Raw genomic sequence first — 21,182 nt, 5'->3', positions numbered from 1 at the left:
CTCCGTGAACCTGCGCGCCGTCGGAGCCATCTACAAGTTCGAGATGGCCCGCGCGCTCCGCACGATCATGCAGAGCGTGATCTCGCCGGTGATCTCGACCTCGCTCTATTTCGTGGTGTTCGGCGCGGCCATCGGCCAGCGCATGCAGGAGATCGACGGCGTCCCCTACGGGACCTTCATCGTGCCGGGCCTCGTCATGCTGTCGCTGCTGACGCAGAGCATCGCCAACGCCTCGTTCGGCATCTACTTCCCGCGCTTCGCCGGCACGATCTACGAGATCCTCTCGGCGCCCGTATCCTACCTCGAGATCGTCGTCGCCTATGTCGGCGCGGCGGCGACCAAGTCGATCGTGATCGGCCTGATCATCCTCGCCACCGCCTCGCTGTTCACGCCGCTCACCATCGAGCATCCGGTCCTGATGGTGACCTTCCTGCTGCTGACGGCGTTCACCTTCAGCCTGTTCGGCTTCATCATCGGCGTCTGGGCGGACGGGTTCGAGCAGCTGCAGATCATCCCGCTGCTGGTGATCACCCCCCTCACCTTCCTCGGCGGCAGCTTCTACTCCATCGACATGCTGCCGCCGTTCTGGCGGGCGGTCAGCCTGTTCAACCCCGTGGTCTACCTCGTCAGCGGCTTCCGCTGGAGCTTCACCGGCAAGGCCGACGTCCACATCGGGGTGAGCCTCGCGATGACGATGGTGTTCCTATTGGCCTGCCTCGTGGCGATCCGCTGGATCTTCAAGACGGGATACCGCCTGAAGGCCTGACGGGCCCTTCCCCCGCCACTGGGGCGGACGACTGGGACATCCTCCCCTCGTGTCCCGGCGAAAGCCGGGACCCAGACGCATAGGCGTCGCGTTTGCAGGAGCCAGCCTCAACCCGCTCAATCCGCCGGCTTGACCTTCAGCGTCGAGCCCTCGGCGGCCATCACCCGCACCCGCGCGCCGGCGGGGAGATCCGGGCCGGTCGCGCGCCAGACCGTGTCGTCGATCCGCACGCGGCCGGCGCCGTCGACGAGCGGCTCGTCGAGCGACAGCACCCGCCCGACGCAGGCGTGCGCGCGCCGGTTCAGGAGCGGCCGGTCGCTGACCGCGGCGTTGTCGCGGCGGCCGAAGAACCACCAGCCCACCGCGGCGGCGAGGCCGAGCACGGCGAAGGCCAGCACCTCGGTCTGCCAGCCGGGATCGACGAGGAAGGCGAGCGCCCCGACGACGATCGCCGCGAGCCCAAGCCACAGCAGCACGGTGCCCGGCGCCACGAGTTCGATCGCGAGCAGCGCGACCCCCAGCACCACCCAGCGCCACGGCCCGAGGCCGCCGATCAGTTCGACCAGCACCGCCCTCAGGCCCCCGACGCCGGAGACGCGCCGGCGTTCGGCACGCTTCCGCGCCGGGACCCGGAGGTCCGGGCGGCGGGCGTCGCGCCGCCGTCGCCACCGAAGGTGTCGCGCGCGATCTCGGCGATGCCGGCGAGCGAGCCGATCAGCGCCGTCGCCTCGTAGGGCACGACCAGCGTCTTCTGGTTCGGCGAGGTCGCGAGCGCCTTCATGGCGTCCACGTATTTCTCGGCGATGAAGTAGTTGAGCGCCGCCATGTCGCCGCGCGCGACCGCCTCGCTGACGAGCGACGTCGCGCGCGCCTCGGCCTCCGCCTGCCGCTCGCGCGCCTCTGCGTCGCGGAAGGCGGCCTCCTTGCGGCCCTCGGCCTCCAGGATCTGCGCCTGCTTCGCGCCTTCGGCCACAAGGATCGAGGCGCGCTTCTCGCGCTCGGCCTTCATCTGCCGGCCCATGGCGGCGACGAGGTCCGCCGGCGGGGTGATGTCCTTGATCTCGATGCGGGTGACCTTCACGCCCCAGGGCCCGGCGGCGGCGTCGACCACGTGCAGCAGCTTGATGTTGATCTCGTCGCGCTGGGACAGGATGTGATCGAGGTCCATGGAGCCCAGCACCGAGCGGATGTTGGTCATGGTCAGCGCCATCATCGCGCGCTCGAGGCTGGTCACCTCGTAGGAGGCCTGGGCCGCGTCGATCACCTGGTAGAAGGCGACGCCGTCGACCGTCACGCTGGCGTTGTCGCGGCTGATGACCTCCTGGCTCGGGATGTCGAGCACCTGCTCCATCATGTTCACCTTGCGCCCGATCTGGTCGATGAACGGCACGATGATGGTGAGGCCGGGATCCAGCGTCCTTGTGTACTTCTGGAAGCGCTCGACGGTGTAGTTGAAGCCCTGCGGGACCGTCTTCACGCCTGCGAAGATGACGAAGATGATCAGCAGCGCCGCCGCGATCGCGACGATGTCGAAGCCGGACAGCATGAACGAGACCCCCTTTTTGGCGGCGGCCATGAGGCGCCAACGACCCTGCGAACGCAAGCCGCAAGGGCGGCGGCGCCCTTAGGGCGGCGGAACCCGGGGCGCTTGAAAGCCACGCGTCCCGCGCCCACCTTAACGATCGGCCGGAACCACCGGCCTTCGGAGCGCTTTGTTTACGAGGCTCCGTCAAAGTCGCTTATGCGAAGGACTTTGAACATGTCGCGTATGACGAGTTTTCAGAGCCCGTTTCTGCTCGGGTTCGACGGCCTTGAGCGCGCGCTGGATCGCGTCGCGAAGAGCGCCGACGGCTACCCGCCGTACAACATCGAACGTGTGGGCCCGTCGATCGACGGGCCGGAACGGCTCCGCATCACGCTCGCCGTCGCAGGTTTCCAGCCCGAACAGCTGGAGGTCACGATCGAGAAGAACGAACTGGTGATCCGTGGCCGGCCGCCGGCCGAGCGCGAAGACCGCGTCTACCTGCACAGGGGGATCGCGGCCCGCCAGTTCGTCCGAGCCTTTCTGCTCGCCGAAGGCATGGAAGTTCTCGGCGCCGATCTTGCGACGGGACTTTTGGTCGTCGATCTCGTTCGTCCAGAGCCGAAGCGCGAAGTTCAACGTATCGCCATCGTGTCGCGCGACGAAAGCAGCCGCTTAGCGGAGAAGGAGTGAGTCATGATCCGGGAAAACGCTTCGGTCCGTCAGGGTCCCCTGAGTTCGGCCGAATTTGCGGCCGTTGGCGACGGCCACATCGCCTACGTCAAACCGATCCTCTCCGAGGAGCTGAACGCTTTGTTTCCGGAGGCTCCCGAGCTTGAGCCGGGCCTGAAGCTGTTCGCGCTGCTCGGCGCCAACGGACAGCCGATCGTGGTCGCGGACAGCCGCGAAGCCCTGTTCGAGAGCGCGCGCGAGCATGAGCTCGTCACCGTCAGCCTGCACTGAGGCCAGCCGCGAAAGACAAAGGCGAGACGCCCGCTGATCTAGGGGGCGTCTCGCAGCTGCGTGGTGGAGCGACCGCCCGCAAACTAAGCAGTCTACGCCGCGTTTGAGGCGAGAGGCTGGGTCAGCACGGCGTGCAGCGCCGTCGCGTCGCGGGAGGCGCGTAGCTTCTGGGCGGTGGCCGGATCACGTAGGACGCGGGCGACCCGCGCGAGCGCCTTCAAATGGTCCGCGCCCGCCGTTTCCGGCGCGAGCAACAGGAAGGCCAAATCGACCGGCTCGCCGTCGAGCGCGTCGAAGTCTATCGGACGATCCAGCCGCGCGAACAGGCCGAACAAGCGGTCAAACTTCGGCAGCTTGCCGTGCGGGATCGCGATGCCCGCCCCCACGCCCGTGGAGCCAAGCCGCTCCCGCTGCAGCAGCGTCTCGAATACGTCGCGCTCGGGCAAGCCCGTGAGCTCCGCGGCGCGCGCCGCAAGCTCCTGGATGGCCTGCTTTTTCGAATTCACTTTGAGCGCCGGTAATATCGCGTTCTGCGCGACGAGGTCGGCTAGGGGCATCTGACGTCGAAACCTCGGCTGCGCGGCCCGCAGCGACGCGCGGGAGCTTATCCCACGCGCCGCGACCGCGGCTCGAATTCAGTGGCCGTCCGCGCCGCCAACCGGGGGCGGGTCAATCCAGCCGACGTTACCGTCAGCACGGCGATACACCATATTGATGCGGCCGTGAACCGCATGCCGGAAAACGACCACAGGCGCGCCAGTGAGGTCGAGCTCCATCACGGCGAAACCCACAGTCATCCGCCGCAGCTTGGTGGTGGTCTCCGCGACGATGACCGGGCTCCAGCCGTCGTCCTCCAGGTCCGTCTCGTCGGTCGGGCTTTCGAACACCACGTAGGGCGCGTTGTCGTTCGAGTCGGCCTCCGCATGATGGTCCTTGAGGCGGGCCTTGTACCGCTTCAGGCGGCGCTCGATGCGGGCCGCGGCCTGGTCGAAGCTCGCGTAGGCGTCCGCGGCCGCGCCGGCGGACTGCAGAACGATCCCGCTGTCCAGGTGCAGCGAGCATTCGGTGCGGAACCCGGACCCGTCCTTGGCGACGGTGACGTGGCCGGAGAAACCGCCGTCAAAATACTTCGACATCGCGCCAGAAATACGATCCTGAACCTGCTCTCGAAGGGTCTCTCCAAGATCGAGGTTCTTTCCGGAAACGCGCAATGACATGGATTTCGCTCCACGACTGACGACAGGAGGTCGGGCGCCGGAACCATGCCTTCAACGCCGCCAAAAACGCGCCGCCGAACGCACCGTCGTCACCCTCCTTTTAAGACCTAAGAGCCGCCCAGATCGAAGTCAATCGACCCTTCGGCGCGATCATTTTTCCGCTAAAACCTTGAAAAACTTGTCGGAACTCTATTGGGCCGGCACGTTGCGGGCCGACGTCTTCTCGCGCCTGCGCTGCACCGACGACGGAATGCGCAGGCTCTCGCGGTACTTGGCGACGGTGCGCCGGGCGATTTCGACGCCGCCGTCGTGCAGCCGCTTCACGATCGTGTCGTCGGACAGAACGTCGTCGGGGCTCTCCGCGTCGATCATCGTGCGGATGCGATGCCGCACGGCTTCCGCCGAATGGGCGTCTCCGCCGTCCGCGCTCGCGATCGAGGCGGTGAAGAAGTACTTCAGCTCGAACACCCCGCGCGGCGTCGCCATGTACTTGTTGGCGGTCACCCGCGACACGGTCGATTCGTGCATGCCGATGGCGTCCGCGATCGTGCGCAGGTTGAGCGGCCTGAGATGCGCGACGCCGTGGACGAGAAAGCCGTCCTGCTGGCGCACGATCTCGGTCGCGACCTTGAGAATGGTCCGCGCCCGCTGCTCCAGGCTGCGCGTCAGCCAGTTCGCGGTCTGCAGGCATTCGGTCAGGAAGGTCTTCTCGCCCTCGTCCTTCGCGACCCGGACCACCTTGGCGTAATAGGCTTGGTTCACGAGCACGCGCGGCAGGCTGTCGGCGACCAGCTCGACCAGCCAGGCGCCGTCCTGGCCGAGCCGCACCAGCACGTCGGGGCTGACCGACAGCACCACCTCGCCGCCGAACCCGCGCCCCGGCTTCGGCTCGAGCCGCTTCAGCTCGGCCAGCATGTCGGCGAGGTCCTCCTCGTCGACGCCGCACAGGCGGCGCAGAGCCGTGAAATCACGGCGCGCGACGAGCTCGAGGTTCTCCACCAGAGCCTGCATGGCGGGATCGTAGCGGTCGCGCTCCCGCAACTGGATCGCGAGGCATTCCGCGAGCGTGCGCGCGCCGACGCCGCTCGGCTCGAAGGTCTGGATGACGCGCAGGACGCCCTCGACCGCCGCCAGCGAGGCGCCGAGCCGCTCGGCGATCGACTCGATCGGCTCGCGGATGTAGCCGGCTTCGTCGACGAGATCGATCAGGTGCAGGCCGATGGCGCGCTCGACGGTCGACGACACCGCGAGCGCAAGCTGGCGCTCCAGGTGATCTGCCAGCGTCGGACGATCGGCCACGTAGGCTTCGAGGTCGGCGCCCTCCCCCGAACCGGCGGAGCCAGGGCCGATCGACGACCAGTCGCCGACGTCGGGCGGGGTCTCCGCCGGCGTCCGGGCGACCTCCTGGGGCGCGTCGTCGGGAAAGACGTTGCCGAAGTCGGTGTCGAGCCGCTGCTCGATTTCGGACCGCGAGCCGGCGCCGCCGTCCTCGCTCCAGTCATCGGAGCTCTTCGCGCCCTCGAAGGCCTCATCGAGGCGGCGCTCCTGCGCCTGGGCCTCGTCGGGCACGTCTTCGACCCGCTCCTCCTGCCGCTCCAGGAGCGGATTCTGCTCGAGCTCGTTCTCCACGTAGGTCGCGAGGTCGAGGCTCGACAACTGCAGCAGCTTGATGGCCTGCATAAGCTGCGGCGTCATCACCAGCGACTGTGATTGGCGCAGAAGCAGCTTAGGGGTCAGGGCCATGAGTGCGGGCGCTCGGACGGCTGAGGCGACGCGGCCCCGGCTGTCGCGCACTCGTCAGCGGCGGCCGGTCCGCGTCGTCGACACGGGAACAGGGCGGGCGCGACACGCCCGCCGAGCCGATCGTCTGCGACTTCGACCCGCGCCGCAAGGCGTGTGGGCCGATTCTTGCATAACGAACCGCTTCGCCGTTCTTAAAGCCGGAACTCTTCGCCGAGGTAAAGCCGTCGGACGTCCGGATGGGACACGATCTCGTCGGGCGTCCCCTCCATCAGCACGCGCCCCGCGTGAATGATGTAGGCGCGGTCGATTAGCCCCAGCGTCTCGCGGACGTTGTGGTCCGTGATGAGCACGCCGATGCCGCGGTTGGTGAGATGCCGCACCAGCGCCTGGATGTCGCCCACCGCGATCGGGTCGATGCCCGCGAACGGCTCGTCGAGCAGCATGAAGCTCGGCCGGCTCGCAAGCGCCCGGGCGATCTCGACGCGGCGCCGCTCGCCGCCGGACAGCGCGATCGACGGCGACTTGCGCAGCCGCGCGACGCCGAACTCGTCCAGCAGGGCGTCGAGGTCGTGCTCACGCCGCTTGCGGTCCGGCTCCACGACCTCGAGCACGGCGCGGATGTTGTCCTCCACCGACAGGCCGCGAAAGATCGAGGCCTCCTGCGGGAGATAGCCGACCCCGAGCCGCGCGCGGCGGTACATCGGCAGGCGCGTCACGTCGTTGCCGTCGAGCTCGATCCGGCCGCGGTCGGCCGGGACGAGACCCGTGATCATGTAGAACACCGTCGTCTTGCCGGCGCCGTTCGGCCCGAGCAGGCCCACAGCCTCGCCGCGCCGCACCGACAGGCCGACGTCGTGCACGACGGCGCGGGAGCCGTAGCTCTTCGCGAGCCCCCGCGCCACCAGCGCGCCTTCGGCGACGTCCGCGGTTTCGAAGTCATGGCCGCCCGCCGACGGCGAATAGGCGGCCTCGGGCCGCCGGCGTCCGGCGGCGAAACGCGACATCAGGCTCACGCGGCGCTCCTTAGGGCTGCTGGCGCTGCGCGGGCTTGAACACGCCCTGCACGCGGCCGCCGCCCGCGGCGCTCTCGACGCGCGACCGCTGGGTCGTCAGGTCGACGTGCAGCCGGTCGCCGCGGATCACGTTGTCGCCCTGGGAGACCACGACGCCGCCCGTCAGGACCACGGTGTTGCTCGGCATGTCGAACACGCCGTGCTGGCCCGTGGCCTTCTGCTCCTTGGAGGTGACGACCACGTTGCCGTCGGCCTCGAGACGACGGATGTCGCGGCCCTGCGGCGCGCTCGGCGTGCCGCTCGGGCCCGAGGTCGCGCCCTGGGTTGGACGCTGCGCGTCCTTCGGCTTCTGCGGCTGATCGTTCGGGCCGTAGTAGTAGATCGTCAGCTGCTTCGATTTCAGCGTCGAGTCGCCCTGAACCACCTGGACGTTGCCGGAGAACACCGCGGCCTGGTCCTTCTCGCGCACCTCCAGATTGTCCGCCTCGACGTTGACCGGCTCGTTGGAGCGGCCGGAGAACCCTTCGAACGCGCTGGTGACGGACTGCGCCGAAGCGACCGCCGGCAGCGCGAGACTTGCGAAGATCGCGAGAACGAAACGCATCGGCGCCTCCTTGGGCGTAGTGTTTTGAGCTTTCACGGCGTTTGCGGGGGATTGGCGGGGAGAGCGTCGGCCGCGGCGGATTCCCGACGCAGCGTCAGCTTAACACGGCCGGAGAACCGCATGCTGTCGCCGCTGTGTAGGATCTCCATGCGATCCGCGGTGAGCAGAGAACCGCCCATCTTGATCGTGACGGGTTGGTCGGACACGATCCGTCCCGTCTTCAGCTCCGCCCGGGCGCTGGCGAAGGTCGCGTCGTCGCCCTTGTCGGAGATGGCGCGCACGCTCTGCGTGAGGTCCAGCACCTGCGCCGTCGCGTCGTAGACGCCGGCGCTGGAGGTGAGCGTCGCCCACCCCTGGTCCGTCATCTCGATCCGCGCTCCGAGGCCGTCGAGCTCGATCCGGTTGGGACTGGCGATGGTCTGCCGCGCGGTGCGGGCCGTGACGTCGTAGGCGCGGTCCTGGCCGTTGAAGCCGCGCAGCCGCGGCGCGTCCATCGCCACGGTGGAGCCGCCGACGTCGATGCCGGCCACGTCCACGTGCACCTCGTCGGACAGTGGCTCCAGCACCGCCGCGGCGCCCGCCGCGACGACGAGCGCCGCCGCCAGCATCGGCGTCGCGATCCTCAACCGTCGCACCAGCCGGCTGTGCCGTTCGGCGCGCCGGAACGCCTCTGCCGGGACGCCGCCCGCCGCAGCCATGGCGATGATGGGGGAGGACCTCAGCACGCGGGCGTTCCGTCAGGCGTGCGAGAAGATGTCGTTCTCGGCCCAGCCCGCGAGATCAAGCGCCGCGCGCACGGGAACGAAGGCGAAGCAGGCGTCGGCGAAGGCCGTGCGGTTCTCGCGCGCGAGCACGCCGTCCAGCTTCGCGCGCAGGGCGTGCAGATGCAGCACGTCGCTCGCGGCGTAGGAAAGCTGCGCGTCCGACAGTTCGTCCGCGCCCCAGTCCGACGACTGCTGCTGCTTGGAGATTTCGACGCCGAGCATCTCGCGGACGAGATCCTTCAGGCCGTGGCGGTCGGTGTAGGTGCGGACCAGCTTCGACGCGATCTTGGTGCAGTAGACCGGCTCGGTCATGACGCCGAAGGCCTTGTAGAGGGCGGCGACGTCGAACCGGGCGAAATGGAACAGCTTGGTCACCGCGCGGTCGCGCAGCAGCGCCTCGATGTTCGGGGCGCGGGTCTGGCCGGGCGCGATCTGGACGAGATCGGCCGAGCCGTCGCCGGTCGAAAGCTGGACCAGGCAGAGCCGGTCGCGATGGGGATTGAGGCCGAGGGTTTCGGTGTCGATCGCGACCGCAAAACCGGGAACGTAATCGTTGGGAAGATCGCCCCGATGAAGTCGGATCGTCATGCGCGGCTCTACCGATCATGCGCGCCGGGCGTGCGACGAAGCGAAGCCGCCGGGCAGGCGCGCGTCAAGACGAACACGTTCGAGCGCCGCGAGAATAACTTCGCGACGCTCGAACGTGGATGTGGTGCCCAGAAGAGGACTCGAACCTCCACGGTGTTACCCACACGGACCTGAACCGTGCGCGTCTACCAATTCCGCCACCTGGGCTCGCGGTGGGTCTTAGGGGGTCGACAGGGGGCCTGTCAATGGCGCCGTATGGCTTATCCGCGGCATTCGCCGCGCCCTCGCAGGGACGGGCCGCGGGCCTCGGGCCGAACGCGAGGGGGCGCGCGCAATTCAGCCCTATTCCTTGACGAAAGATGAACGCGGGGCCGGCCGAACGTCATCGCAGGGATTCGCACGATGTCTCTCCACGCACCGTCCGCAGCCGCGCTCGTCGCGACGCTCGCGCTCGTTGCTCCCGCATCCGCCCAGCAGGCCCCGAGCGCCTCGCAGGCCGCCGCGGCTCTGGTCGGCCAGGGCGTCGCCGCCCGTCCGGCCGACGACGCCGCCTGCCCCCGCGTCGTGACGCTCAAAGGCGCGGAGAGCTTCCCGCGCGGCGCGGCGGGCGCGAATCGGGCGACGCTCGGGGCCCTCGCCCGCGACTGTGCCGACCTGGGCGCCGAGACGCTGGTGAAGGTCGCGGTGACCGGCGACGGCGTCCGGGCGACGACGGCCGGACCGAGCTGGTTCAATGCGCCGCTCACCATCGCGGTGCTCGACGACGGCGGACAGCCGGTGGCGAGCCGTCGCGCCAAAGTGAAGGTTCAGCTGCCGCGCGGCGCGACGTCCGGCCCGTTCGCCTATGTGGTCGAGGACCTGTCGCTGCCGCCGGCGAAGGACTACGCCGGCTGGTCCGTGGTGGTCGGCTTCGAGATGAGCCAGGCCGAACTGCAGCGCGCCGCGAAGGTGGTGACGGCGGGGCGGTGAGGCGGCGCCGACACTTCAGCCTCCGCGTGCGGTCGCGACGTTACCGATTTCGGGGATCAACTGCATCGACGGATTCTCGAAGTCGATCAGATAGCGATTGCTCAAGTCGGTGATCGGCTTGTTCTCGATCAGAAACACGCGAGCCCCAAAATCTGGATAAATGTCATTGGTGATCTCATCCCATGTCGTGAAGGTGCAGACGCGCGGTGCCGAAGCGCACGGATCTGACTGTCTCATGGTCGCGGCTCCCGCAGGATGCCAATCGGAATTGATGCTGCTGATCGACTGATGCACATCAAAGGCAGCTTTCCCACACCGCAATTTATGAGTCAGGCTACAGAATTTCCAAAAGTATTTCTTGTAGAAATCAAACGACCAAGAACTAAGCTCTTCGTTTAACAGACTTTCTTCGGCGTCTTTGCCGAGAGCGTCTTCTTTGATCAGTTTATTAGCGACCTGCGATGCTGGATCCGTCTCAATTTTCTTGATCACTTGCAGGAGCCCCCGGGCATTTCCGGGAAAGATGGGATAGCGGCCGGAGACCGCGAAGATCACCGCTGAAACACGCTGATCTCGGTGATAAGCGCCGCCCACCATTGCGATGGCTTGCTCGACGGTGCGGCCCTTGACCTCCTCGTACGAGCCGACGAACACGTATTTCAGCGAGGATGGGCCCAGCGTGCGGAGCTGGCTCACCGCCAGTTCGGGCTGCTTGTCCGGATAATAGGGGATCAGCCTGATCAGCCACGTCACACGCTCGTTTGTGCGAAGCTTGGCGAAAATCTGATCCTTTGGGAGTGTTCTGATCGGCGTGTCGGTGCGGCTGAGGAGCGCGACCGCCGGCCCCGCGATGGAAAATGCGACGCCGGAGACGAGGCTCGCCGCCATCGTCAGCTTTAGCCAGGTGGCGGCCTCCCCTGCCCGGTTGATGGCCCAATAAAGCGCCGCAGAAGCGAAAGCCATCAGTGCGAGCCCGACCACCGAAAGCGTTGCGGCGGTCTGGATCTCCGCGACCAATTCGATCGTGCGTCGGACTTCCGCGAAAAGCTCGGTCATGAAGCGCTCCTCGAAGGCGCCACACCACACCATTAAATGGTGCGATTTAGAAGTACATCTTTTGGTTGAACGACGTGCTGGGGCACAAACGAAAAGAGCCGCCCTGGGGCGGCTCTTTTGAAATGCGAGCTCAGCGTCGCTCAGTTGAGCTTGGCGCGAAGCTCCGAGAGGCCGTTGTCGAACAGCTTGTCGCCCAGCGGCCCGCGGGCCTGGGAGGTTAGCACCTCCGCGGCGGCGGAGACGGCCGCGTCGGCGGCGGCGGAGCGCACCTCGGTGACGGCCTGGGCCTCGGCCATGGCGATCTTCTGCTCGGCCTGCTTCGTGCGGCGGGCGACGAACTCCTCGACCTTGGCCTTCGCGTCGGCCGCAAGACGTTCGGCGTCGGCGCGGGCGGCGGCGACGATCTCCTCCGCTTCACGGTCGGCCTGGTCGCGCTTGCGGGCGAATTCCGCCAGCAGGCGGCTCGCCTCCTCGCGCAGGGCGCGGGCTTCGTCGAGTTCGGCCTTGATCTTGGCCGCGCGGCGGTCGAGCGCCGCGGTCACCTTCCCAGGCACGCCGAGATAGACGACGATCCCGATGAAGATGACGAAGGCGACGAGAACCCAGAATTCAGCGCTTCCCATGGTCTCGTCCCTCAGCGTGCGAGCGAGGCGTCGACCGCCCGCTCGATGTCCGCCGCCGGCGCCGAAGCGCCCGCCAGCCGCTCGACGATGGCCGAGGCCGCGTCGACCGCGATCACGCGGACGTTGGACAGGGCCTGCGCCTTGGTCGCGCCGATCTGCGCTTCCGCAGCCTCGAGCTTGGCGTTGAGCTCGGCCTCGGTGCGCTTGCGGTTGTCGTCGGCCTCCTTGGAGACCCGCTCGCGGGTCTCGGACGCGATCGCCTGAGCCTTGGAGCGCGCGTCGGCGAGCGCCTTTTCGTAGGCCTCGCCGGCCGCCTTGCTTTCAGCCCGCAGACGCCGCGCCTCGGCGAGATCGCCTGCGATGCGTTCGGCGCGGCCTTCGACGATGTTGGCGACGCGCGGGATCGCGACCTTGCTCATCAGCAGGTAGAGCAGGCCGAAGAAGATCGCGAGCCAGAGGATCTGACCGGCGAAGGTGGACGAATCGAACGGCGGAAACGCGCCGCCGCCGCCATGGCCGCCGCCCTGCGCTTCCGTGCCGGCATGCGTCTCGGCGGGCGTCGCGTGCTCCGCCTGCGCCAGGATGATTGTGCCGGCCGGACCAGCGGTCTCGGTCATCGAAAGCTCCCCATCGATCGCGCGTCAGGCCGCGCGGACGGCCGGGAGGGCCGCCTCACGCGGAAGGTCCGTCCGAAATCAGACGGCGAACAGCAGCAGCAGCGCGACGAGCAGCGAGAAGATGCCGAGCGCTTCCGTCACCGCGAAGCCGAAGATGAGGCGAGCGAACTGGCCGTCGGCGGCCGAGGGGTTGCGCAGCGCGCCGGCGAGGTAGCTCGAGAAGATGTTCGCGACGCCGACGGCTGCGCCGCCCATGCCGAGGGTGGCGAGACCGGCGCCGATGAACTTCGCGGCTTCAGCTTCCATGACGAGAACTCCAATTGGGACAGTGGGTTTCGGGGCGATGACGCCGCAGGCTTGATCAGTGGCCGGGGTGCAGCGCGTCGTTGAGGTACATGCAGGCCAGCAGCGTGAAGACGTAGGCCTGCAGGAAAGCGACGAGGAACTCGAGCGCGGTGATGCCGATCGCCAGGATGAGCGGCAGCACGCCGAGCGCGAGGCCGACGCCGCCGAGGCTCGCGGAGAGCATCGTCACGAAGCCGGCGAAAACCTTCAGCGTGATGTGGCCCGCGAGCATGTTCGCGAACAGACGGACGCTGAGGCTGATGGGGCGCGAGAGGAACGAGATGACCTCGATCGCCGCCACGAGCGGAAGGATGTAGCCCGGCACGCCGGATGGCACGAACAGGTGCAGGAAGTGCGTTCCGTGCTTGGCGAAGCCGTAGATCACGACCGTCAGCATCACGATCATCGAGAGCGCGAAGGTGACGATGATGTGGCTGGTGACGGTGAAGGTGTAGGGGATCAGGCCGATCAGGTTCGCGAACAGCACGAACATGAAGAGCGAGAACACCAGCGGGAAGAACTTCATCCCGCCGTCGCCGGACGTTTGTCGGACCGTGCCGGCCACGAACTCGTAGGACATCTCCGCCAGCGACTGCAGCCGGCCCGGCACCAGGGTGCGGGCCGAGGTGCCGATCATCAGGAAGCCCGTGATGAGGACGACCGTCAGCGCCATGTAGGCGGCGGAGTTGGTGAAGGCGAACGCGCCCTCGCCGATGAGCGGAACGATCTGGAACTGGTGGATCGGATCAAGTGCGCCGGCCATCGTTCCTTCAGCCTGTTACGGGCGCGCCGCTCTCGGGCGTCCCTCGTCCTCGAAAAATCGGACGTCTTCGGGGTCCCGAAGGCGTCCGACCAACCTGCGCGGCGCGCTTTCGGGAGGCCTATTGGCCCGGACCTTTGACGAGGCCCGCCGAGCGCAACACGTTCAACACCCCGGCGACGAAGCCGAGCAGCAGAAAGACGATCAGGCCCCAAGGGCTCGATCCGAACAGCTTGTCGACCAGGAAGCCGACGATGCCGCCCGCCACCACGCCCGCGACGAACTCCGAGCTGAGCCGGAACGCCTGAGCGAGGCCCGAGGAGACGTCGCCGCCGGAGCGGCCGTCAGCGCCGGTGGATTTGGAGGAGCCCCGCTTTTCGATCTCACGATCGAGCCGCTCGAGACGCCCGGCCAGATCGCCGTCGCCGGGAGCGTCGTTCCGATCCGGACGATGGTCGGAGCCTTGCGTCATTGCGCCCGCGTCTCCTCCCGACCCCCGGAGCCGTTCGTCGCCCCCTTCAAGTCGCGCGCACCCTAATTTTTGGGGCATAGGCTGTCAAGGTTCCGCCGCAAAGTTACAACGCCTTGAAAATAATGTGAAAAACGCCGCCGTACGGGGGTGCGGCGGAAACGTCGCGGGCGCCGGGCGGTATCTGTTGCGGGATATCAGGCGGAACTCGCCGAACGGTGGCCCGACAAATGCCCGCAGGGCGCCGCCGAAGCCGCTGCGAACGTCGCCGGAGCCGCGAATCTGTCTCCGCGGGGACCGGGCCTAGAACGAAGAAGGCCGGCGCCTCCAGGAGGCGCCGGCCCATAACGTCGCGCGGTGCGCGTGGATCAGTCGAGGGTCGCCTTGCCGTTGGCGTCGACCTTCACGTCCTTCTTGCCGTCGGCCCCGGCGACGTCGATCTCGTAGGCGACCGCGCCGCTCTCGCGCTCGACTTCCGCGCTGACCGCCTTGCCGCCGCCGAGCTGCTCCGCCGCGGCCACCGCGGCCTTGAGCTGGGTCGAGGCCTTGTTGAAGTCCTCGGGCTTCAGCATCGTGAAATAGACCTCGATCGGCTGGTTGGCCTCTCCGGTCACCTGGCCGGAGTTCGGGTCGACATAATACTCGGTGAGCTTGTCGCCCGCCGCGCTCAGGACCTTCACCTCCCAACGGCCGCCGTTGTCGTCCTCGAACTCGACCTCGGTGGCCTTGCCGCCGCCCTTGGCCTCGGCCGCGTCGATCGCCTGGACCAGCGACACCTTTGCGTTCTTCGCCATCTCGGTCTCGTCGGCGCGGGCGCCGGAGACAGGAGCGAGAGCGATGGCGCCGAGAGCGAACGCGCCGAGAGCGATGCGGGACACGGTGGACATGACGTAACCTCCGAATGCCGGTCGGTTGGAGCCGACCGCATGTTGAACGAGGTCGGCTGCCGCCGACCCAAGGGCAGGCTCAACGCGGAGGCGCTTGCTATGTTTCGTCGCCCGCAGGAAATAAAGCGTGACGCGCCCCCTTGGCCAAAGGCTGCGGGCGCCCCACGCATGAGCCTTCAGGACGCCGCCTTGCCCTCTCCCCTCTCGGCCGTACTCAGCCGCGATCTCGCGCTCGCCCGTGGCGGCGGGGCCGGGCTCGGCGTCGTCTTCTTTCTTCTTGTGGTGACCGTCACGCCGTTCGCGGTGGGACCGGACCTGCCGCTGCTCGGCCGCATCGGCCCGGCGATCCTGTGGCTCGGCGCGCTTCTCGCCACCCTGCTCGGGCTCGACCGGCTGCTGCAGGCGGACCACGAGGACGGCGGGCTCGACCTGATGCATCTCGCGCCCGCGCCTCTCGAGCTCGTCGTCGCGGCCAAGATCCTCGCGCATTGGCTCACAACGGGCGTGCCGCTCGTCGTCGCCGCGCCGCTGTTCGCGGTGATGCTCGACGTCGGGCCGCAGACCTCGCTCAAGGTCGCGGCGTCCCTCCTGCTGGGGACGCCGGCGCTCGCCTGCCTCGGCGCGGTCGGCGCGGCGCTCACCGTCGGCCTGCGCCGCGGCGGACTTCTGGTCCCGGTGCTGATCCTGCCGCTCGCGATCCCGGTGCTGATCTTCGGCGTCGCCGCGAGCGACCCGGCCCGCGACGGCTTCGGCCCGCTCGGCGTGCTGGCGGGCCTCGCGCTCGGCTACGCGGTGCTCGGCCCCGTCGCGGCCGCCGCCGCCCTCCGGCTGCTGCGGGATTGAGATGTGAACGGCTTGCGACGGATGGCGCGTTTCCTGCGGCGCAAAGGCGCCTTAGGTAACGGCGACCTCAGGATGGACGTATTCGACGACCGAAGATCCCGCGACGATTGACGATCCCGGCACGCCGGCTTCGCCTCCGACGACCACGAACGGACCGGCCCGACCGAACCCATGTCCCTGCTCTCCGCCGTCACCTCGCTCGCGAACCCCTCGCGCTTCGCCGCCTTCGCCGAGCGGCTCACGCCGTGGCTGATCGGCGCCACTGCGGTCGTCTTCGCGGTCGCGCTGTACCTCGCGCTGGTCGTCGCCCCCGCCGACTACCAGCAGGGCGAGACGGTGCGGATCATGTTCATCCACGTGCCGTCGGCCTGGCTCGCCATGTTCGCCTACACGCTGATGGCGATCGCGAGCCTCGGCGTGCTGATCTGGCGCCACCCCATCGCCGACGTCTCGGCCAAGGCCGCAGCCCCGCTCGGCGCCGCCTTCACCTTCCTCGCGCTCGCCACCGGCTCGCTGTGGGGCAAGCCGATGTGGGGAACGTGGTGGGTCTGGGACGCGCGGCTGACCTCGTTCCTGATCCTCTTCATCATGTACCTCGGGCTGATGGCGCTGCGCGCCGCGATCGAGGAGCCGTCGCGCGCCGCCAAGGCCTGCGCGATCCTGACGCTGGTGGGATCGGTCAACATCCCGATCATCAAGTTCTCGGTCGACTGGTGGAACACGCTGCACCAGCCGGCCTCCGTGATCCGCGCCGGCAAGCCGACGATGGACCCCTCCATCCTCTGGCCGCTGCTGATCGCGGCCGTCGCCTTCACGCTGCTGTTCACGACGCTGCATCTCGTCGGCATGCGCACCGAGCTGCTGCGCCGTCGGGTGCGCACCCTGCGTCTCACCGCCGCGGCCTCGGCGCCCACAGCCCTCGCGCCGGAGCCCGCGGCATGACCGACGCGCACTTCGGCTACATCGCCGCCTCCTACGCCATCGCCTTCGCGGTGATCGCGGGGCTCATCCTCTGGACCGCGCTCGACCAGCGCGCCCAGCGCCGGGCGCTGGCGGAGCTCGAGGCCCGGTCGGGGCGGCAGCGCCCCGCCAGCGGACCGCGCTCATGACCGCGCCGACCACGCCGGACGACCGGCCCTCGCCGCTGCGGCGGGCGCTGTTCGCGCTGCCCGTCGCGCTGGTCGCGGTCGGCGTCTGGTTCTTCTACGGCTCGCTCACGAGCGGGCGGGACCCCGCGGCCCTGCCCTCGGCGCTGGTCGGGCGGGCGGCCCCGCAGACGGCGCTTCCGGGGCTTAAGGGGCTGCTCGCGAACGGCGCGCCGGTCGCAGGCTTCTCCAGCGCCGACCTTGCGACCGGGCAGGTCACGCTGGTGAACGTGTTCGCCTCCTGGTGCGCCCCCTGCCGGCAGGAGCATCCGGTGCTGATGCGGCTGCGGGAGCAGGGCGTCCGCATTCTCGGGCTGAACTACAAGGACACGGCCGAGAACGCCCGGCGCTTCCTCGGCGGCCTCGGCAACCCCTACGAGCGCGTCGGCGTCGACGCCAACGGCCGGGCCGGCGTCGAGTGGGGCGTCTACGGCGTGCCCGAGACCTTCGTGGTGACGGGCGACGGCCGCGTCGCCTTCAAGTTCGTGGGCCCGCTGACGATGGAGTCGGCCGAGGCGACGCTGAAGCCGCAGATCGAGAAGGCGAAGGCGGCGAAGCCCGCGACGGACAAGCCGTCGAGCTGACCGCGCCGCAGACTTCGCTCCGCGCCCCTCCCCGCGCGCGGCGAAACTCTTATCTCTCTCCCGTGTCCACCCGCGCCCGCGTCCCCTCCGCAGCCGTGCTGCCCGACCGCTTCGTGCGCTGGTTCGCCGGGCGCGGCTGGACGCCGCGCGTCCACCAGCTCGAACTCATGGCGCACGCTCAAGGCGGCCGCGACGCTCTGCTGATCGCGCCGACGGGGGCCGGCAAGACGCTGGCGGGCTTCCTGCCGACGCTGGTCGAGTTCGCCGACCGCGGGCCGTCGAACTCCCACAACGCTGGAATCCACACGCTTTACGTGTCGCCGCTAAAGGCGCTCGCGGTCGACGTCGCGCGCAATCTGGAGCGGCCGATCGCGGAGATGGGCCTCCCCGTCCGCGTCGAGGGCCGCACCGGCGACACGCCGGCGTCGCGCCGCAAGCGGCAGAAGGAGCAGCCGCCGGACATCCTGCTGACGACCCCCGAACAGATCGCGCTGCTCATCGGCGACCCCAGCGCGGGCCGGCTGTTCGAGACGGTGAAGCGCGTGGTGGTGGACGAACTGCACGCGCTCGGCCCCACCAAGCGCGGCGACCAGCTCGCGCTGGCGCTCGCGCGCATCCGGGCGCTGGCGCCGGACGTCGTCACGGTTGGGCTCTCCGCCACCGTGAGCGACCCCGACGAGTTGCGCCGCTGGCTGGTCGACCCCCGGCGGGGCCGCCCGCTGGCGGAGCTCGTGCAGATCGCCGGCGGCGCGGCGCCGGACATCTCGATCCACCAGACCGACGAGCGCCTGCCCTGGGCCGGCCACGGCGGCCGCCACGCGCTCGGCGCGATCTACGAGGAGATCAAGCGGCACAAGACCACGCTCCTGTTCGCCAACACCCGCGCGCAGGCCGAGCTGACGTTCCAGGAGCTGTGGCGGATCAACGAGGACACCCTGCCGATCGCGCTCCACCACGGCTCGCTGGACGTCGGCCAGCGCCGGAAGGTGGAGGCCGCCATGGGCGAGGGCCGGCTGAAGGCGGTGGTCGCGACCTCGACGCTCGATCTCGGCATCGACTGGGGGGACGTCGACCTCGTGGTCCACATGGGGTCGCCAAAGGGCGCGTCGCGGCTGCTGCAGCGGACGGGGCGCGCCAACCACCGGCTGGACGAGCCCTCCAAGGCCATCATGGTGCCGGCCAACCGCTTCGAGGTGATCGAGTGCGAAGCGGCGCGGGCCGCGGCGCTCGCGGGCGAGCAGGACGCGGAGGCCGCCAAGCCCGGCTCGCTCGACGTGCTGGCGCAGCACGTGCTGGGCGTCGCCTGCGGCGGCCCGTTCGACGCCGACGCGCTGTTCGCGGAGGTCACCTCCGCCGCGCCCTACGCACATGTCGACCGCGCGACCTTCGACGACGTCGTCGCTTTTGTGGCGACCGGGGGCTACGCGCTGCGCTCCTACGAACGCTTCGCCAAGATCCGCCAGACCAAAGACGGGCTGTGGCGGGTCTCGAACCCGCAGGTGGCGCAGAGCTGGCGCATGAACGTCGGCACCATCATCGAGGCGACGACGCTGAAGGTGCGCCTCGCCAAGGCGCGCCGCAGCAAGGCCGGGACGGTGGGCCCCGGCGGCTTCGGCGGGCGGGTGCTGGGCGAGATCGAGGAGTACTTCGTCGAGACGCTCACCCCCGGCGACACTTTCATGTTCGCCGGCGAGATCCTGAAGTTCGACGCCCTCGTCGACACCGACGTCTACGCCTCGCGCTCGACCTCCGACGCGCCGAAGGTGCCGACCTATGTGGGCGGGCGCATGCCGCTGACGACCGACGTCGCGGCCCGCGTGCGCGGCATCATCGACGACCGCGCGAGCTGGCCGCAGCTTCCCGAGCAGACCCGCGAATGGCTCGGCCTGCAGCAGCGCCGGTCGCTGATCCCGGAGCCGGAGCAGCTGCTGGTCGAGACCTTTCCGCGGGCGGGCAAGAACTTCCTCGTGGCCTACACCTTCGAGGGCCGGCTCGCGAACCAGACGCTCGGCATGCTGCTGACCCGCCGGCTGGAGCGCGCGCACGCCGCGCCGCTGGGCTTCGTGGCGAGCGACTACTGCCTCGCGGTCTGGGCTTTGCGCGACATGAGCGCGATGATCGCGGGCGACCTGCTCTCGCTCGACGCGCTGTTCGACCAGGACATGCTGGGCGACGATCTGGAGGCGTGGCTGGAGGAAAGCGCGCTGATGAAGCGCACCTTCCGCAACTGCGCCATCATCGCCGGGCTGATCGAGCGCAATGTGATCGGCGCGAAGCGAAAGACCGGGCGGCAGGTCACCATGTCCACCGACCTGATCTACGACGTGCTGCGCCGGCACGAGCCCGACCACGTCCTGCTCCGCGCCGCCCGCGCCGACGCCTCCCGCGGCCTGATCGACCTCGAGCGCATCGTCGAGATGCTGGCGCGGGTGAAGGGCCACATGGTCCACAAACCGCTGTCGCGCGTTTCGCCGCTGGCCGTGCCCGTGCTGCTGGAGGTCGGCCGCGAGCCGGTCTACGGCGCCTCCCACGACGCGCTGCTGAAGCTCGCGGCGGACGATCTGGTCGCGGAGGCGATGGCGGAGGATTGACCAGCGGCGTCATCCGGACGGCCGAAGGCCGAGCCGGGATCGTCCTCCGACCCTCCGTGAGGGCGCGGCGGTTTGATCCGCGTCAAAGCGCCGAGGGCCGCTCAGGGCTGAGATCTCTCCGTTCAAGAGGAGGATGTCTCATGCCCGCCGAAACCCTGTTCGTCGTCGCCGCCGTGCTCGTGATGTTCGGCGCCTTCGCCGGCACGCTCGCCTGGGCCGGATCCCGCTCGCGCCCGCGCTGACGCGCCGGAGGCGTGGACGGGACTCCGCGGTTCCTGCTACGTTCCGCGGAATGATTCCGCCCCGCCCCTCCAAGAGCGCGTCCGAGCCGACGATCACCGTCGCCGGCGCGGCCCTCGTCGCCGATCCGCTCGGCGCGCTGTACGAGCCGGGCTCGGGCGCGCTGATCGTGGCGGACCTGCATCTGGAAAAGGGCTCCTACTTCGCCCGCCGCGGCCAGATGCTGCCGCCCTACGACACCGCCACCACACTCGGCCGGCTCGCGCGCCTCGTCGCGGCCTATCAGCCGCGCGTGGTGATCGCGCTCGGCGACAGCTTCCACGACGACGGCGGCCCCGCCCGCATGCACGAGGCGGACCGCGCGGCGGTGGCCGAGCTGCAGCGCGGGCGCGACTGGATCTGGATCGCCGGCAACCATGATCCGGCGCCGCCCGCCGGCCTCGGCGGCGAGGCCCGGCTGACCCTCGTTCTCGGCGCCCTCACCCTGCGCCACGAGCCGACGGCCGGCGCCGCGCCCGGCGAACTCGCCGGCCATCTGCACCCGGTGGCGAAGGTGGCGGTGCGCGGCCGCGGCTTGCGCCGCCGCTGCTTCGCGACCGACGGCGCGCGCGTGGTGCTGCCGGCCTTCGGCGCCTACGCCGGCGGCCTCAACGTGCGCGACCAGGCCTTCGCCGGCTTGTTCTCGGGCGACGCCTTCACCGCCTGGATGCTGGGCGACGCCGGCGTCTACGCCTTCGCCGCGCGGGGCCTGCGGCCGGACTGACGCGCGTCCCTCCTTCTCCCTTTCTTCCCTTCTCCCCTTGCGGGAAAAGGTGGATGGCGGCGCAGCCGACAGCCGGATGAGGGGTCGTCCGGGACGCCCTCGACCACGTG

At 69.1% G+C, this 21,182-nt stretch carries 26 protein-coding genes and 1 tRNA gene; 10 read left to right on the top strand and 17 right to left on the bottom strand.

What is annotated here, in order from left to right; all coding sequences use genetic code 11:
- The first annotated feature begins 4 nt into the window (after positions 1–4).
- Positions 5–766, top strand: a complete 762-nt coding sequence (locus K244_RS0119535; RefSeq protein ID WP_024816633.1) for an ABC transporter permease — start codon at positions 5–7, stop codon at positions 764–766.
- Between the two features lie 116 nt (positions 767–882).
- Here the strand turns inward: K244_RS0119535 and K244_RS0119530 are convergent, their stop codons facing one another.
- Together K244_RS0119530 and K244_RS0119525 are read right to left on the bottom strand one after the other, a co-directional pair.
- Positions 883–1,335, bottom strand: coding sequence for an NfeD family protein (locus K244_RS0119530; protein WP_020187981.1), 453 nt, complete (start codon positions 1,333–1,335; stop codon positions 883–885).
- Between the two features lie 5 nt (positions 1,336–1,340).
- On the bottom strand, positions 1,341–2,309 hold the full coding sequence (locus K244_RS0119525) for an SPFH domain-containing protein (protein WP_024816631.1): 969 nt from the start codon (positions 2,307–2,309) through the stop codon (positions 1,341–1,343).
- A 216-nt stretch (positions 2,310–2,525) separates the two neighbouring features.
- Between K244_RS0119525 and K244_RS0119520 the strand changes: the two genes are divergently transcribed.
- Together K244_RS0119520 and K244_RS0119515 are read left to right on the top strand one after the other, a co-directional pair.
- A complete protein-coding gene (locus tag K244_RS0119520; protein ID WP_024816630.1) occupies positions 2,526–2,981 on the top strand; it encodes an Hsp20 family protein in 456 nt (151 codons plus the stop codon).
- A gap of 3 nt (positions 2,982–2,984) precedes the next feature.
- Complete coding sequence (locus K244_RS0119515) at positions 2,985–3,251, top strand: DUF1150 domain-containing protein (RefSeq protein ID WP_020187978.1); 267 nt, start codon at positions 2,985–2,987, stop codon at positions 3,249–3,251.
- A gap of 92 nt (positions 3,252–3,343) precedes the next feature.
- Here the strand turns inward: K244_RS0119515 and ptsN are convergent, their stop codons facing one another.
- The 8 genes from ptsN to K244_RS0119475 form a co-directional block, all read right to left on the bottom strand.
- Entirely contained in the window at positions 3,344–3,808 is a 465-nt protein-coding gene (ptsN, locus tag K244_RS0119510) for a PTS IIA-like nitrogen regulatory protein PtsN (protein WP_020187977.1), read from the bottom strand.
- A gap of 78 nt (positions 3,809–3,886) precedes the next feature.
- A complete protein-coding gene (gene raiA / locus K244_RS0119505) occupies positions 3,887–4,468 on the bottom strand; it encodes a ribosome-associated translation inhibitor RaiA (RefSeq protein WP_024816629.1) in 582 nt (193 codons plus the stop codon).
- A 189-nt stretch (positions 4,469–4,657) separates the two neighbouring features.
- On the bottom strand, positions 4,658–6,211 hold the full coding sequence (gene rpoN / locus K244_RS0119500) for an RNA polymerase factor sigma-54 (protein WP_020187975.1): 1,554 nt from the start codon (positions 6,209–6,211) through the stop codon (positions 4,658–4,660).
- Positions 6,212–6,402: 191 nt separating this feature from the next.
- Entirely contained in the window at positions 6,403–7,215 is an 813-nt protein-coding gene (lptB, locus tag K244_RS0119495) for an LPS export ABC transporter ATP-binding protein (protein WP_051460170.1), read from the bottom strand.
- Between the two features lie 19 nt (positions 7,216–7,234).
- Positions 7,235–7,828 (bottom strand): LptA/OstA family protein, encoded by a 594-nt coding sequence (locus tag K244_RS0119490; protein ID WP_020187973.1) that lies wholly within the window; start codon positions 7,826–7,828, stop codon positions 7,235–7,237.
- Between the two features lie 32 nt (positions 7,829–7,860).
- Positions 7,861–8,553, bottom strand: a complete 693-nt coding sequence (gene lptC, locus K244_RS0119485; protein ID WP_155931867.1) for an LPS export ABC transporter periplasmic protein LptC — start codon at positions 8,551–8,553, stop codon at positions 7,861–7,863.
- A gap of 12 nt (positions 8,554–8,565) precedes the next feature.
- A complete protein-coding gene (locus K244_RS0119480) occupies positions 8,566–9,180 on the bottom strand; it encodes a ribonuclease H-like domain-containing protein (RefSeq protein ID WP_020187971.1) in 615 nt (204 codons plus the stop codon).
- Positions 9,181–9,302: 122 nt separating this feature from the next.
- A tRNA-Leu gene (locus K244_RS0119475) sits at positions 9,303–9,387 on the bottom strand.
- Between the two features lie 195 nt (positions 9,388–9,582).
- On the opposite strand from K244_RS0119475, the gene K244_RS0119470 reads away from it, so the two are divergent.
- Positions 9,583–10,149, top strand: a complete 567-nt coding sequence (locus tag K244_RS0119470) for a hypothetical protein (RefSeq protein WP_020187970.1) — start codon at positions 9,583–9,585, stop codon at positions 10,147–10,149.
- Between the two features lie 15 nt (positions 10,150–10,164).
- Here the strand turns inward: K244_RS0119470 and K244_RS0119465 are convergent, their stop codons facing one another.
- From K244_RS0119465 to K244_RS0119435, 7 genes are all read right to left on the bottom strand, one after another.
- Positions 10,165–11,205 carry a hypothetical protein gene (locus K244_RS0119465; RefSeq protein ID WP_155931865.1) on the bottom strand — a complete coding sequence of 347 codons (1,041 nt, stop codon included), beginning with the start codon at positions 11,203–11,205 and terminating at the stop codon, positions 10,165–10,167.
- Positions 11,206–11,345: 140 nt separating this feature from the next.
- A complete protein-coding gene (locus tag K244_RS0119460; protein ID WP_020187968.1) occupies positions 11,346–11,828 on the bottom strand; it encodes a hypothetical protein in 483 nt (160 codons plus the stop codon).
- Between the two features lie 11 nt (positions 11,829–11,839).
- The gene (locus tag K244_RS0119455) at positions 11,840–12,445 is read right to left on the bottom strand and encodes a F0F1 ATP synthase subunit B (RefSeq protein ID WP_020187967.1); all 606 of its coding nucleotides are present in this window, start codon (positions 12,443–12,445) and stop codon (positions 11,840–11,842) included.
- A 78-nt stretch (positions 12,446–12,523) separates the two neighbouring features.
- Positions 12,524–12,751: a F0F1 ATP synthase subunit C gene (locus K244_RS0119450; RefSeq protein ID WP_020187966.1), complete on the bottom strand. Its 228-nt coding sequence runs from the start codon at positions 12,749–12,751 to the stop codon at positions 12,524–12,526.
- 55 nt (positions 12,752–12,806) lie between these two features.
- On the bottom strand, positions 12,807–13,553 hold the full coding sequence (locus K244_RS0119445) for a F0F1 ATP synthase subunit A (protein WP_020187965.1): 747 nt from the start codon (positions 13,551–13,553) through the stop codon (positions 12,807–12,809).
- A gap of 118 nt (positions 13,554–13,671) precedes the next feature.
- The gene (locus K244_RS0119440; RefSeq protein WP_020187964.1) at positions 13,672–14,022 is read right to left on the bottom strand and encodes a F0F1 ATP synthase assembly protein I; all 351 of its coding nucleotides are present in this window, start codon (positions 14,020–14,022) and stop codon (positions 13,672–13,674) included.
- Between the two features lie 365 nt (positions 14,023–14,387).
- Positions 14,388–14,906 (bottom strand): PepSY domain-containing protein, encoded by a 519-nt coding sequence (locus tag K244_RS0119435; protein ID WP_020187963.1) that lies wholly within the window; start codon positions 14,904–14,906, stop codon positions 14,388–14,390.
- Positions 14,907–15,074: 168 nt separating this feature from the next.
- On the opposite strand from K244_RS0119435, the gene ccmB reads away from it, so the two are divergent.
- The 6 genes from ccmB (at position 15,075) to pdeM (ending at position 21,072) form a co-directional block, all read left to right on the top strand.
- Positions 15,075–15,749 (top strand): heme exporter protein CcmB, encoded by a 675-nt coding sequence (ccmB, locus tag K244_RS0119430; RefSeq protein WP_020187962.1) that lies wholly within the window; start codon positions 15,075–15,077, stop codon positions 15,747–15,749.
- A 171-nt stretch (positions 15,750–15,920) separates the two neighbouring features.
- A complete protein-coding gene (locus K244_RS0119425) occupies positions 15,921–16,691 on the top strand; it encodes a heme ABC transporter permease (protein ID WP_020187961.1) in 771 nt (256 codons plus the stop codon).
- Entirely contained in the window at positions 16,688–16,858 is a 171-nt protein-coding gene (ccmD, locus tag K244_RS23295; RefSeq protein WP_020187960.1) for a heme exporter protein CcmD, read from the top strand. The genes K244_RS0119425 and ccmD overlap by 4 nt, the downstream gene beginning before the upstream one ends.
- Complete coding sequence (locus K244_RS0119415) at positions 16,855–17,478, top strand: DsbE family thiol:disulfide interchange protein (protein ID WP_020187959.1); 624 nt, start codon at positions 16,855–16,857, stop codon at positions 17,476–17,478. Before ccmD ends, K244_RS0119415 begins: the two co-directional genes overlap by 4 nt.
- Positions 17,479–17,540: 62 nt before the next feature.
- Positions 17,541–20,069, top strand: coding sequence for a ligase-associated DNA damage response DEXH box helicase (locus K244_RS0119410; protein WP_020187958.1), 2,529 nt, complete (start codon positions 17,541–17,543; stop codon positions 20,067–20,069).
- Positions 20,070–20,361: 292 nt separating this feature from the next.
- Complete coding sequence (pdeM, locus tag K244_RS0119400; protein ID WP_020187956.1) at positions 20,362–21,072, top strand: ligase-associated DNA damage response endonuclease PdeM; 711 nt, start codon at positions 20,362–20,364, stop codon at positions 21,070–21,072.
- Positions 21,073–21,182: the final 110 nt, after the last annotated feature.

The sequence above is a fragment of the Methylopila sp. 73B genome, assembly GCF_000526315.1.
Classification (GTDB): domain Bacteria; phylum Pseudomonadota; class Alphaproteobacteria; order Rhizobiales; family Methylopilaceae; genus Methylopila.
Note: the sequence above shows the minus strand (reverse complement) of the source record. Positions and strands in the feature narration are given on the sequence as shown.

Bases quoted from the DNA above. Each gene is read 5' to 3' on its own strand.
- K244_RS0119460 (WP_020187968.1), bottom strand. From the start codon at position 11,828: ATGGGAAGCGCTGAATTCTGGGTTCTCGTCGCCTTCGTCATCTTCATC.
- K244_RS0119445 (WP_020187965.1), bottom strand. From the start codon at position 13,553: ATGGCCGGCGCACTTGATCCGATCCACCAGTTCCAGATCGTTCCGCTC.
- K244_RS0119515 (WP_020187978.1), top strand. From the start codon at position 2,985: ATGATCCGGGAAAACGCTTCGGTCCGTCAGGGTCCCCTGAGTTCGGCC.
- K244_RS0119425 (WP_020187961.1), top strand. From the start codon at position 15,921: ATGTCCCTGCTCTCCGCCGTCACCTCGCTCGCGAACCCCTCGCGCTTC.
- K244_RS0119450 (WP_020187966.1), bottom strand. From the start codon at position 12,751: ATGGAAGCTGAAGCCGCGAAGTTCATCGGCGCCGGTCTCGCCACCCTC.
- K244_RS0119435 (WP_020187963.1), bottom strand. From the start codon at position 14,906: ATGTCCACCGTGTCCCGCATCGCTCTCGGCGCGTTCGCTCTCGGCGCC.
- lptB (WP_051460170.1), bottom strand. From the start codon at position 7,215: ATGTCGCGTTTCGCCGCCGGACGCCGGCGGCCCGAGGCCGCCTATTCG.
- K244_RS0119415 (WP_020187959.1), top strand. From the start codon at position 16,855: ATGACCGCGCCGACCACGCCGGACGACCGGCCCTCGCCGCTGCGGCGG.
- K244_RS0119490 (WP_020187973.1), bottom strand. From the start codon at position 7,828: ATGCGTTTCGTTCTCGCGATCTTCGCAAGTCTCGCGCTGCCGGCGGTC.
- ccmB (WP_020187962.1), top strand. From the start codon at position 15,075: ATGAGCCTTCAGGACGCCGCCTTGCCCTCTCCCCTCTCGGCCGTACTC.
- raiA (WP_024816629.1), bottom strand. From the start codon at position 4,468: ATGTCATTGCGCGTTTCCGGAAAGAACCTCGATCTTGGAGAGACCCTT.
- K244_RS0119440 (WP_020187964.1), bottom strand. From the start codon at position 14,022: ATGACGCAAGGCTCCGACCATCGTCCGGATCGGAACGACGCTCCCGGC.
- ptsN (WP_020187977.1), bottom strand. From the start codon at position 3,808: ATGCCCCTAGCCGACCTCGTCGCGCAGAACGCGATATTACCGGCGCTC.
- K244_RS0119480 (WP_020187971.1), bottom strand. From the start codon at position 9,180: ATGACGATCCGACTTCATCGGGGCGATCTTCCCAACGATTACGTTCCC.
- K244_RS0119520 (WP_024816630.1), top strand. From the start codon at position 2,526: ATGTCGCGTATGACGAGTTTTCAGAGCCCGTTTCTGCTCGGGTTCGAC.
- K244_RS0119470 (WP_020187970.1), top strand. From the start codon at position 9,583: ATGTCTCTCCACGCACCGTCCGCAGCCGCGCTCGTCGCGACGCTCGCG.
- K244_RS0119465 (WP_155931865.1), bottom strand. From the start codon at position 11,205: ATGACCGAGCTTTTCGCGGAAGTCCGACGCACGATCGAATTGGTCGCG.
- pdeM (WP_020187956.1), top strand. From the start codon at position 20,362: ATGATTCCGCCCCGCCCCTCCAAGAGCGCGTCCGAGCCGACGATCACC.
- K244_RS0119455 (WP_020187967.1), bottom strand. From the start codon at position 12,445: ATGACCGAGACCGCTGGTCCGGCCGGCACAATCATCCTGGCGCAGGCG.
- rpoN (WP_020187975.1), bottom strand. From the start codon at position 6,211: ATGGCCCTGACCCCTAAGCTGCTTCTGCGCCAATCACAGTCGCTGGTG.
- ccmD (WP_020187960.1), top strand. From the start codon at position 16,688: ATGACCGACGCGCACTTCGGCTACATCGCCGCCTCCTACGCCATCGCC.